Genomic DNA, 10258 nt, shown 5'->3' with positions numbered 1-10258 from the left:
TCCTCGCTGTGTTTTTTCTTCAAAGGAACCTCGTCCCAGACCATCAGGCCCGGAGACGGGGTATCAACTAATCTGGCGTTGACTTTTGGCACGCTGTTGAGTTCTCAAGGAACGGACGCTTCCTTCGTACTCACCCTCTCGGGCTTTCCTCCGGGCGCTTTCCTTCGGTGTTTCCAACCTTACCAGATCCGTTTCGCGTTTCCGCTCTCCGTATCCGGCCCCCTGTTGGAGCGGGGCGGCCTTCTCGCTTTCGCTTTCCGGCCTTTCCGACTCTATCAGATTCTTTTTCGTTCCGTTCCCGGCCCGAGTTCGTTTCCGATTCCCCGTCGGAGGGGGTTTGCGCCTTCCGGCGTGATCACTACGTTAGCGGTTTTCCTTGTCGACTCATAATCGAGCCATTCGGTCCGAAATTCGGCATGCCGAAATTCATCCCGTTCAAGGGCCGTGCAGTAGTGGTTTGCCGCCGGTGCGGCGCGAGTGGTCGCCAGTGAACCGTGACGGCTCGCGTGGCAACTCGGAGAACACTACGGATCCACTGGATCCATGTCAACTCGGGTCAGTCGAGGTCGGTCAGCCGCCCGCCGGCGTCCGGTTGGTCCTCCTCCACCCGGCGCAGCACCCTGGCCAGCAGCTCGCCGAGGAGGCCGCGCTCCTCGGCGGAGAGGTCCTGCAGCAGGTCCTCCTCGAAGACCGAGGCCATCCGCATGGCCTCCAGCCACTTCTCGCGTCCCTCGTGGGTGAGCTCCACGATCACCCGCACCCGGTTGTTCTCGTCCCGCTCCCGGGTCACCAGTCCCTCGCCGGCCATGCGGTCGATGCGATGGGTCATGGCGGCCGGGGTGAGACCGAGCCGCTTGGCCAGGTCTCCCGGGCCCAGGCGGTACGGCTCCCCGGAGAGTACGAGCGCCTTCAGTACCTCCCACTCGGCATTGCTGACACCGAGGGTCGCGGTCTGTCGGCCGTAGGCGACGTTCATCCGGCGATTGACCCGCTGGAGGGCCGACACGACCTGCTCGACCTGAGGATCCAGGTCCTGGAACTCGCGCTGGTAGGCGGCGATCTGCTCCTGGAGGCTCGGCTCGGCCGGCGCGGAGGTCAGATCGGAGTTGTCAGGCATGCCGCGAAGTATGGCACGTAACTCGTTCGCGTCGAAGTCCTTCAGCGTGTACTCTTTAGCTTCGAACTTTACTGTTGAAGTCTTCAGGTCTGGACTGTTCGGTCCAGGCCTTCTTCCTGACCTAGGTAGGTGAGTGTGACCACCGCGATGGGCGCCGCGCTGCGCCGGATCCAGCTGGGCAACGCGCTGAGCGCGTTCGGCAACGGCTTCACGGTCCCGTTCCTGTTCGTCTATGTGGCGCAGGTGAGGGATCTGGGTGCGAGTGCGGCGGGCGTGGTGCTCGCGACGCTCGCCGTGGCCGCGCTGATCGTGCTGCCCTTCACCGGTCGGGTGATCGACCGGCGCGGGCCGCTGCCCGTGGCCATCGCGGGTGCGATCACGGCCGCCGTCGGTTCGCTGGGGCTCGGGCTGTCGGCGACTGAGCCCACGGCCATCGTCTCCGCGGCGCTGGTCGGTGCCGGTTTCGCGGTGATCCAGCCGGCCCTGGCCACCATGATCGTGTGGAGCTCCACCACCCAGACCCGGTCACGGGCCTTCGCCACGCAGTTCTTCCTCAACAACCTCGGCCTGGGCATCGGCGGTCTCCTCGGCGGCCTGCTGGTGGACACCGCGCACCCGTCGAGCTTCGTCCGGCTGTTCTCCATCGAGTCCGCGATGTTCCTGGTGCTGGCCGCCACCGTGGCGACGGTCCGCCTGCCCAAGATGCCCAAGGTCGCCGGCTCGGTGCCGACCGACGAGCGGGCGCGGGGCGGTGCGCGGGCGCTGCTGCGGGACCGGGCCATGGTGCACCTGTGCGTGCTGGGCTTCGTGATGTTCTTCGCCTGCTACGGGCAGTTCGAGTCCGGGCTGGCAGCCTTCGCGACGGAGGTCACCCGGATTTCGCCGGCCACGCTCGGTATCGCCCTCGCGGCGAACACCGCGGCCATCGTGCTGGCCCAGTTCGTGGTGCTCAAGCTGGTCGAGGGGCGGCGCCGCAGCCGGGTGATCGCGCTGGTGGGCCTCGTATGGACGGTGGCCTGGCTGGCCGCCGCGGTCTCCGGCGCGGTGCACGGCAGCCATGCCATCGCCACGGCCGCGATCATCTCGACCTACGCGCTGTTCGGCGTCGGTGAGGCGATGCTCTCGCCGACCGTCGCTCCGCTGGTGGCCGACCTTGCGCCGGCCCCGCTGATCGGGCAGTACAACTCGGCCTTCGCGCTGGTCAAGCAGCTGGCCCTGGCGCTCGGCCCGGCCGTGGGCGGCATGCTGGCCGGGGCCGGGATGTACGGGGCGTACCTGACGATGCTGGTCGTCTGCTCGCTGGGCATCACGGGGTTCGCGCTGCGGCTGGGCCGTCACCTGACCCCGGCGCAGGACAACCCGCTGCGTGCGGTGCCGGCGCCGGTGCCGGCCCAGCGTGCCTCGGCGGTGGAGCCGCAGGTGGCCGCCGCGGCCTGACACCGGGCGTAACGGCGGTCTCTCGCTGTGGGGCCGATCCCCAGACGGGCACCACGCCGTTTCCGCCGGCCGGGCCCCGCTTCGTCTTCATCGCTGGCCGCCGCGACATTGGGGGGATGTCGCGGCGGCCAGCGCGTTCTCCGCGGTGCCCAGCCGGCCGACCGCCACCGGGTGTCCCCGCCCGGTGGGCCGTCAGCGGGTGGGCAGCGCGAACTCGCACCACACCGCCTTTCCGCCGCCCAGGGTGCGCCGGGATCCCCAGGAGGAGGCGATGGTCGCGATGATCGAGATCCCGCGGCCGGTCTCGTCCGCCGGCTCGGCCCGTCGTCGCCGCGGCAGCTGCTCGTCCCCGTCGGTCACCTCGATGATCAGACGGCGATCGGTGCGGCGCAGCCGCAGCCGCATGGGCGGGCTGCCGTGTTGGAGCGAGTTGGCGACCAGCTCGCTGGCGGCCAGGACGCCCAGGTCGCGGAGCTCGGTGGGGAAGCGCCAGCTGGCCAGCACGCCGGAGGCGAAGGCGCGGGCCCGCGGCGCCGCCTCGATACCGCCGAGCAGGTCCAGGGCCGCGTTGTGGAAGAGCTCGGCGTCATGGCCGGTGCGTTCCGGGTGCTGGAGCACCAGGACGGCCACATCGTCGTCATGGTCCGCGGTGATGCCCATGGAGCGGATCAGCCGGTCGCACATGACCTGCGGGCTGCCGCCGGCGCCCGCGAAGGCGTGCGCCAGTGCCGCCACCCCCTGGTCGATGTCCTTGTCGCGGCGCTCGACCAGACCGTCGGTGTAGAGGACGGCGCAGGATCCCGGTCCGAGCGGCACGGATCCCGAGGTGTGCAGCCAGCCCCCGGTGCCCAGGGGCGGGCCGGTGGGCTCGCCGGCGCGGTGGACGATGCCCTCGGGGTCGCGGACCAGGATCGGGAGGTGCCCGGCCGAGGCGTAGACCAGGCTGCCCTCGTTGGGGTCGTGGACGGCGTAGACGCAGGTGGCGATCTGGCTGGCGTCGATCTCCGCGGCCAGCCCGTCGAGGAGTTGCAGCACCTCGTGCGGGGGCAGGTCGAGCCGGGCGTAGGCGCGCACCGCGGTGCGCAGCTGGCCCATGACGGCGGCGGCCCGGACGCCGCGCCCCATCACATCGCCGATCACCAGGGCGGTACGGCCCGCCCCGAGCGTGATCACGTCGTACCAGTCGCCGCCCACCGCGGCGTCCTCCCCGCCCGGGCGGTAGGTGGCCGCGACCCGCAGGTCGTCGGGCTGCTCCAGCTCCTGGGGCAGCAGGCTGCGCTGCAGGGTGACCGCCGCCTCGCGCTGGTGGCGCTCGCTGACGCGCAGCCGCTCGGCCGTCTCGACCTGGTCCGTGACCTCGGCGCCGAAGACCAGGACGCCGCGGCAGGAGCCGGGTCGCCCCGCTCCCTCGCCTGCGGCGGCGGGGGTACGGGCCGGGGATTCGGGTCGCTGGTCCGCCGGCGCGGGGACGGTGACCTCGATGGGTGTGCAGGTGAAGGTGTAGTAGCTGTCCCGCGACCGGCCGCCGCGCACGGCGGAGGGCCGGCCGAGCGGCCGGGTGGGGAGCGAGCCGGGCGGCACGCCGGGAGTGGGCGTACGGCCGATGACGCCGGCCCGGGTCGCCGCGCGGATGTCCCGACCGGTCCGATACGGGTCTGCGGCGCCGGGTGCGGGCATGCCTGCCGGTGCGCCGCGCGGGCCGACCGGGGCGGGGCGGGCGCCGTCCGGACCGGAGGCGGAGCCCTGGGCGGTGGTGTGTCGCGGGCCGGGCCGGGGGGCTTCCTCGGTGCCGACCGGGGCGGTGTGCCCGGTCTTGCCCTGGCCGCGGTGCCCGGAGGCGGTGCCGGGTGCCGGAGCGGGCTGCGGGATGGCGGAGGCGGTGGCCCCGCCGGGGTTCGCGCCGCCGGCCGGGGTGCCGGACACCGGATCGCCGGAGCCCGGACCGTCGGCCGCGCGGACGCTGACCCGCGCTACGGAGGCGGACGCGTCCTGCGTGTAGGTACCGGTGCCCGGAGCGGTACCGCCGTCCGCCGCCGGTCCGCGGGCGCTCGGCTCGCCGGGCGTACGGCCGTCGGGGGCCGCGCCGTCCCGGGCGGCACCGGCCGGGACCGTCCCCGGGCGCGTGTCCGGTCCGCCGGGCGCGGTGCCGTCGCCGGGGGTACGCCCCTGGGCCGTAACGCCGGGAGTCGGACCGCCGTCCACCGCGCCACCGGATCCGGCCCGGTCGGCCGAGGACGCCGGAGAGAGCGCAGGCTCCGGGCGCGACGGGGGCGCACCGGCCGGGTCGCCCGTGGTCGGCGCGGTGGTCTGGTGGGCTGTGGCCGGGGCGCCCGATGGGCGGCCGGTGGAGGCCGCGGGGGTGCCGGGGACCGCGCCGACCGCCGGGGTGGCGAACCCACCGCGGGGCACCCGGCGGGATTTGACGGTACGGGGTCTGCCGCTGCGCAGCACCTGGTCCATCAGCGGCAGCAGGCCGAGGTCGCGCAGCTCGGGCAGGGCCAGGCCGGCCGGCACCCCTGGCGGGCGGGGGCCGAAGAGCGCGGCATAGGCGTCGTTGACGTAGGCGAGGCGGTGCTCGGGACCGTAGACCACGGCGACCAGGGCGGGCACATGGCCGAGGATGTCGTGCACGGACAGACCGTCGAGCGTCGGTACGGGCTGCGCGGCGCCGCTCTCCGCGGACTCGGCGGACCCGGCTCTCGCCACCGGGGCGGGCTCGCCGGGCCGGGCGGGGTCGTTCCGCTCGCCGCGGGCGGCCGGGACGGATCCGCCCGCGCGGTTGGACCGCGCCGCGGCGCGTCGCTGTGATCCGGGGAGCCGAGCGCTCCAGCGCGTGAAGTTCACTGAGGTTTGCCTCGCGGTGTCGTTTCGGGGCGGCTCGGAATGGCCAGGCCGCGTCGGCGGCGGGCGCGTCGGTCAACGGCCGTGCCGGGGGCGTCGCCGCGTATGCCCGGGACGGGCCCCTGGGCGACGCGGCGGACGTCCCGCTCCTCGCCGTTGTCACTCTTCACAAACGTGTCACTCTTCGTAGATCTGAGCCCACCCATGGTCACACGCCCAGTGTGACCGACGGAACTGACATCCGTCAGGCGGCACCGGTTCAGGGGGAAGTCCCCGGCTTCGGTCGGGGTGCCGGGCGTGCGGGCCGAGCGGGGAGATGCGGAGGTCGGAAGCGGTCGGCTCAACTGGCTTCGGGATGGCGGCCGGTACCGGCGGCGAGTTCGAACTCGGCACGCGGGTTCTCCAGTGAGCCGAGTGAGACGATCTCCCGTTTGAACAGGCCGGACAACGTCCACTCGGCGAGCACCCGGGCCTTCCGGTTGAAGGTCGGCATCCGGCTGAGGTGGTAGGCGCGGTGGATGGCCCAGGCGGGGTAGCCCCTGAGCTTGCGCCCGTAGAGGTAGGCGACGCCCTTGTGGAGGCCGAGGGAGGCCACCGATCCGGCATATGCGTGCTCGTAGTTCCTGAGCGGCTCCCCGCGCAGCGAGGCGATGACGTTCTCGGCGAGCACCCTGGCCTGGCGCACGGCGTGCTGCGCGTTGGGCGCGCACTCCTTGCCCGGCTGGTCGGCGGTGAGATCGGGTACGGCGGCGGCGTCACCGGCCGCCCAGGCGTGCTCCGCACCGTCCACCCGCAGCTCGGCGGTGCAGGGGAGTTTGCCCCGGTCGTTCTTCGGCAGGTCGACGGCGGAGAGCACGGGGTGGGGCTTGACGCCCGCGGTCCACACCAGGGTGCGGGTGGGGAAGCGCGAGCCGTCGCTGAGCACCGCGACCCGGTCCTCGTAGGACTCCAGTCGGGTTTCCAGCCGTACGTCGATGTTGCGGCCGCGCAGCTCGCGCACCGTGTACCTGCCCAGCTCCTCGCCCACCTCGGGGAGGATGCGCCCGGTGGCCTCCACGAGAACCCAGCGGAGGTCTTCGGGCACGATGTTGTGGTAGTACCGCACGGCGTACCGGGCCATGTCCTCCAGCTCGCCGAGCGCCTCCACACCGGCGTATCCGCCGCCGACGAACACGAAGGTGAGCGCGGCGTCGCGGACCGCGGGGTCGCGGGTCGAGGAGGCGATGTCGAGTTGCCCCAGCACGTGGTTGCGCAGCCCGATGGCCTCTTCGACCGTCTTGAAGCCGATGCCGTGATCGGCCAGACCGGGAATCGGCAGGGTGCGGGAGACCGAGCCGGGTGCCAGCACGAGTTCGTCGTAGGAGATCTCGATCGCGCCGTTGGCTTCCTCCCGGGAGGCCAGGGTGGTGATGCTGGCGGTGCGTTTGGCGTGGTCGATGGCGGTGACCTCGCCGATCACGACCTGGCATCCGGGCAGGGTGCGGCGCAGCGGTACGACGACATGCCGCGGTGAGATGGAGCCGGCCGCCGCTTCGGGCAGAAACGGTTGATAGGTCATGTAGGGCTCGGGGTCGACCACGATGACCTGGGCGTCGCCTTGCCGCAGTGCGCGCTTCAGCTTCCGCTGAAGGTGCAGCGCGGTGTACATCCCGACGTAGCCGCCGCCGACAACGAGAATGCGCGCAGGTTCCTTCACCCTCCCATGACGCACCCGCGATCGGAGTTTGTCCACAGGCCCGACGAATTGTGTGACTGGAGAACGGGTCCCTCCAGACGGCCGAGAATCGTCGGTGGATATGGAATGCACGCAGGTCAACACGGGGAAGGAAGCTGCCTGACGTAGGCGAAAACAGATGGGGTGTACGGCCTACTCCGATCGGGGGTCAGACCTGGCGGAACCACCCTCTTCTTTCTTGACCGGTGCTCAACTATGTTCATACGTGGTCGGGGTTGAGACTGTCCCGACACGTCAGGGCGGGGAGTCTCCGGGGGGAGACGCGTCATTACCGGGGGATCACATATGCACATCCAGGGTTCTCATTGGCCGGCTGCTGTCGCTTCATCCGACGGAACCGGCGGTCGCAATACACCGCTGCGCGTGGATGCCCAGCGCAATCTCGAGCACGTTCTACGCGCGGCACGTGAGGTCTTCGGCGAGCTGGGTTACGGCGCGCCGATGGAGGACGTGGCACGCCGGGCGCGGGTGGGAGTCGGCACCGTCTACCGCCGTTTTCCCAGCAAGGACGTGCTGGTGCGGCGAATAGCCGAGGAAGAGACGACCCGGCTGACCGAGCAGGCGCGGGCCGCGCTGGGCCAGGAGAACGAGCCGTGGTCGGCGCTCGCCCGCTTCCTGCGCACCTCGGTGGCGTCGGGTGCCGGTCGGCTGCTGCCGCCGCAGGTGCTGCGGGTGGGAGTGGACGCGGAGCAGGAGGCGGAGGACGCGGCCCGAGTGCCGCATCAGGTGCCGCACCAGCGGCAGCCGGCCCAGCCCGATCTGCGGCTGGTCGAGCAGCGGGACGACGCCGGTGCGACCGCGCTGCTGGAGGTCGTCGGGCAGTTGGTGGAGCGGGCGCGCGCCGCGGGTGAGCTGCGGCCCGATGTCACGGTGGCGGACGTCCTGCTGGTGATAGCCACCGCCGCGCCCTCACTGCCGGATCCCGCGCAGCAGGCGGCGGCGTCCGCTCGGCTGCTGGAGATCCTGCTGGACGGGCTCCGTCCGCGCCCGCTGAGCTGATCACCGAGTTCGGAGTCCGCGGCTCTCCCGCCCATGGCCCGAGGACGGTGGTCCTCTGCGACGGACGGCATTCCCCGAACGGGTGAGTGTGCGTAGCGATCGACAACGAACTCCCGTCCGATGCCGAGGCACCCCGGAAGAGTGGTCGTCCTGGTTGACGGGGCGGCTGCACGGCCGGTTGTGGCACGCTTGCCCGGTATTCCAGGGCGTCGGGTGTATCGGGGGCTTCCGTTATGAGTGTTGACGGGCGGGAGGAGCCGCAGGGTCCCGGTGAACCACCTGGTCAAGGCCGCGGAGTCGACCAGTACGCCTCGACCGGGGGCGCTGGCGGAGTTCCCGATGGCGCTCCTGGTGATGCTCCTGGTGGTGCTCCTCGTCGTGTTCCTGCTGGAGTTCCTGCTGGAGCGGAGGACCGGACGGCGCCCCAGGTGCCGGAGCAGGGCGGTCGGCGCGGCCGGGGCCGTCGAAGCGGTCCCGGCGCTCGTGGGGATGACCCTGGGGCGACCGCTGCGACCGGTGCGGCCGGACCGCCGGTTGCCGGCCCCTCCGCGGTCGTGCCGGAGGTGCCCGGGGCCGCTGGGCCTGGCTCCACCGCGCAGAGTGCCGCTCCGGTCGTCCCCCGCGAGGGTTCCCGGCTCTCCGGCTCGGAGGCCGGCGGCCCGGGCGCTCCGGAGGACGGCGCGCCTGTCCCGGGGAGGTCCACCGCTGTCGGCCCGAGCGTGCCCGCCCAGCGGAGGTACGGACGGCGGGTCGGCGGTGCCGCAGCACCGGGGCAGGGCGCACAGGACGCACCCTCCGACGCCGAGCTGGTCGCCCGGCTGCGAGAGGGCGATGACGCGGCGTACGAGGAGCTGTACCGGCGGCACGCCGGCCCGGTGCGGCGCTACGCCCGCAGCTGCTGCCGGGACGCGGACACCGCGGACGACCTGACGGCCGAGGTGTTCGCCCGCACCCTGCAGGCGGTACGCGGGGGCTCGGGCCCGGAGTCGGCGGTGCGGGCCTACCTTTTCACCACGGTCCGGCGCACCGCCGCCACCTGGGGGAACACCGCCAAGCGCGAGCACCTGGTGGAGGACTTCGCGGCGTTCGCCTTCGAGGCGGCGCGGCCGACCGCCGAGGCCAGGACCCATGACCCGGGCGCGGATGTCAGGGCGATGCACCAGGCCGAGCAGTCGCTGGCCGTTCGGGCGTTCCGCAGCCTGCCTGAGCACTACCAGACGGTGCTCTGGCACACCACGGTCGAAGAGGAGTCGCCGCGCGAGGTGGCGCCCCTGCTCGGCCTGTCGGACAACGCCACCGCGGTGCTGGCGCACCGGGCACGGGAGAAGCTCAAGCAGGCCTATCTCCAGGCCCATGTCAGTACGGCGCTGACCGAAGGGGGTGACTGCGCCCGCTACGCGGACCGGTTGGGCGCCTATGCCCGCGGTGGCCTGCGGGCACGGGCCGAGCTCGGCCTGCGCAGGCACCTGGAGGACTGCCCCAGGTGCCGGCTGGCGGCGCTTGAGGTCGCCGATGTCAACGCACGGCTGCGCGCGGTGCTGCCGGTGGCCGTCATCGGCTGGTTCGCTGCCGGGTACTCGGTCAAGGCCGCGGCCGGGCTGGCGGCCGGGGCCGCGGGCGTCGGCGCCACGGGGGCCGGAGCGGCTTCCGCAGCGGGTGGAGCGGGCGCGGGCGCCGGCGGATCGGGGGCGGGCGCGGGCGCCGCCGCCGAGGGGCTGGGCGCACCGGTGAAGGTCGGGATAGCCGCGGGCGCGGTGCTCGCGGCGGCGGCCACGGCCCTGGCCCTGACCGCCGGCGGCAGCGGTGAGCCACCCCGGAAGACCGCGGCCGGACACGCGGCGTCCCCGGCTGTCCAGGCGCCGCCGAAGGCCGACCCACCCGTGACGAGGCCGAAGCCCAAGCCCAATCCCGCGTCGGACGGGCCCGCGCCCGCCGCCGACCGTACGGAAACGGAACCCGGGCCGTCGCCCAAGCCCGACCCGGTGAAGGAGAAGCCCAAGCCCTCCCCCGGGCCCTCGTCCAAGCCGGCGCCGTCTCAGCCGTCGCCGTCTCCGGAACCGCCGTCCCGGCCTTCGCCTCCGGCACCGGGTCCCGCGCCCACCCCGACGCCCGGCCCCGATCCCACACCC

General features: G+C 72.7%; 6 protein-coding genes. 3 read left to right on the top strand and 3 right to left on the bottom strand.

Annotation, left to right across the window (positions count from 1 at the left end; translation table 11 throughout):
* Positions 1-556: 556 nt before the first annotated feature.
* Positions 557-1117, bottom strand: coding sequence for a MarR family winged helix-turn-helix transcriptional regulator (locus E4099_RS22655; RefSeq protein ID WP_135340949.1), 561 nt, complete (start codon positions 1115-1117; stop codon positions 557-559).
* Positions 1118-1252: 135 nt separating this feature from the next.
* Between E4099_RS22655 and E4099_RS22650 the strand changes: the two genes are divergently transcribed.
* Positions 1253-2554 carry an MFS transporter gene (locus tag E4099_RS22650; protein ID WP_135340951.1) on the top strand — a complete coding sequence of 434 codons (1302 nt, stop codon included), beginning with the start codon at positions 1253-1255 and terminating at the stop codon, positions 2552-2554.
* Between the two features lie 192 nt (positions 2555-2746).
* Here E4099_RS22650 and E4099_RS22645 read toward each other — a convergent pair whose 3' ends face one another.
* Both E4099_RS22645 and E4099_RS22635 read right to left on the bottom strand, forming a co-directional pair.
* Positions 2747-5398 carry a SpoIIE family protein phosphatase gene (locus E4099_RS22645; RefSeq protein ID WP_245245089.1) on the bottom strand — a complete coding sequence of 884 codons (2652 nt, stop codon included), beginning with the start codon at positions 5396-5398 and terminating at the stop codon, positions 2747-2749.
* A gap of 337 nt (positions 5399-5735) precedes the next feature.
* The gene (locus E4099_RS22635; protein WP_135340948.1) at positions 5736-7091 is read right to left on the bottom strand and encodes an NAD(P)/FAD-dependent oxidoreductase; all 1356 of its coding nucleotides are present in this window, start codon (positions 7089-7091) and stop codon (positions 5736-5738) included.
* 324 nt (positions 7092-7415) lie between these two features.
* Here E4099_RS22635 and E4099_RS22630 point away from each other — a divergent pair, with 324 nt between their 5' ends.
* Complete coding sequence (locus E4099_RS22630) at positions 7416-8129, top strand: TetR/AcrR family transcriptional regulator (RefSeq protein ID WP_135340947.1); 714 nt, start codon at positions 7416-7418, stop codon at positions 8127-8129.
* A gap of 719 nt (positions 8130-8848) precedes the next feature.
* Positions 8849-10258, top strand: a 1410-nt coding sequence (locus E4099_RS22625) for a sigma-70 family RNA polymerase sigma factor (RefSeq protein WP_425348268.1), incomplete at its 3' end; no start/stop codon positions are given.

Source organism: Streptomyces palmae (assembly GCF_004684805.1).
Classification (GTDB): Bacteria; Actinomycetota; Actinomycetes; order Streptomycetales; family Streptomycetaceae; genus Streptomyces; species Streptomyces palmae.
The sequence above is the reverse complement of the archived record's forward strand: the minus strand, read 5'-3'. Positions and strand labels throughout refer to the sequence as shown.